This window comes from Acetobacter lambici (assembly GCF_011516885.1).
In the GTDB taxonomy this organism is placed as follows: domain Bacteria; phylum Pseudomonadota; class Alphaproteobacteria; order Acetobacterales; family Acetobacteraceae; genus Acetobacter; species Acetobacter lambici.
In genome coordinates this window covers 1-1,142 of record NZ_WOTD01000138.1, presented here as the reverse complement: position 1 = coordinate 1,142, position 1,142 = coordinate 1, and the positions used below count along the sequence as shown (strand labels likewise).

Annotated in this window: 3 protein-coding genes; all 3 read right to left on the bottom strand. The window is 60.5% G+C overall.

Annotated elements, in window-relative coordinates:
* A partial coding sequence (locus GOB86_RS15500) for an ExbD/TolR family protein (protein WP_165993551.1) occupies nucleotides 1-299 on the bottom strand: 299 nt, incomplete at its 3' end.
* Nucleotides 300-371: 72 nt separating this feature from the next.
* Nucleotides 372-797: an ExbD/TolR family protein gene (locus GOB86_RS15495; protein WP_165993550.1), complete on the bottom strand. Its 426-nt coding sequence runs from the start codon at nucleotides 795-797 to the stop codon at nucleotides 372-374.
* Between the two features lie 3 nt (nucleotides 798-800).
* On the bottom strand, nucleotides 801-1,142 hold a 342-nt coding region (locus GOB86_RS15490), incomplete at its 5' end, for a MotA/TolQ/ExbB proton channel family protein (protein ID WP_165993549.1).

Sequence of the window (1,142 nt, the reverse complement as noted above, 5' to 3'; positions counted from 1 at the left end):
GGCTGCGCGGACGCAATCTCGCGCAGGTGGGCCTGCAACTCGTCCTCGCTGCCGACCGGCTGCCCGTTCCACGTAATCGTATTATCAAAATCCACCACAAGGGTCACAACAGGCACCTCCTCGGTCGAAGGGGGCGGGTTGCCCTGCGGCAGATCAATCGCAACGGATTGGGTCTGCAACGGTATGGTGATGATCAGCATGATCAGCAGAACCAGCATCACGTCAATCAATGGCGTGGTGTTGATGTCTACAATGCCTTCGTCTTCCGTTGTGCTATCCGACCCGACATTCATGCCCATGATCAGTTACTCTCTTTACTCCACCCTCCCGCACCAGTTGGCGCGGGGGACGGGGGCCTCGGCCCGCCGTTGTCAGTTGGTCTTCGGCTTCTCGGTAATGAAGTCGATATGATAGATGCCAGCCTGCTGGCATGCCGCCACCATTTTGCCCACCGTCTCATACCGCGCCTTCATGTCCCCACGGATCTGGATCTGGGGCTGCGGCTTGACCACCGCCACCTTTTCCAGATGCTCCAGCAGGTCCGCCTGGTCCTTGAGCGGTGTTTCGTCCCAGAACGCCTTGCCATCTGCCGTTACCGCCAGCACCACGTTGCTCATCTTGGTCTGCGTGGGCTGGTTCATGTCGCGCGGCAGGTTGACCTTGACCGTATGGGTGGCCACCGGAATGGTGATCAGGAAGATGATCAGCAGAACCAGCATCACATCCACCAGAGGGGTCGTGTTGATGGCGGAGACGACTTCGTCGTCCCCTCCCTCGTTGCCAACCTGCATCCCCATGGTTCAGCCCACCCGGTTGGAGGTTGTGACCGTGGTCGGGGAGTTGTCGGCGTTCACCCGCACCGCTTCGGCTACCGCACCGTGGCGCACGCCACCGATCAGGATGGACTGCAGGTCATCGGCAAAGTCACGCACCTGATCCATAGCCCCTTTGTTGCGGCGGACCAGCAGGTTGTAACCCAGCACCGCGGGCACAGCCGTTGCCAGACCAATGGCGGTCATGATCAGCGATTCACCCACGGGTCCTGCCACCTTGTCGATGGATGCCTGACCGGCAATGCCGATGGCGGTCAGCGCGTGGTAAATACCCCACACCGTGCCGAACAGCCCGATGAACGGAGAGGT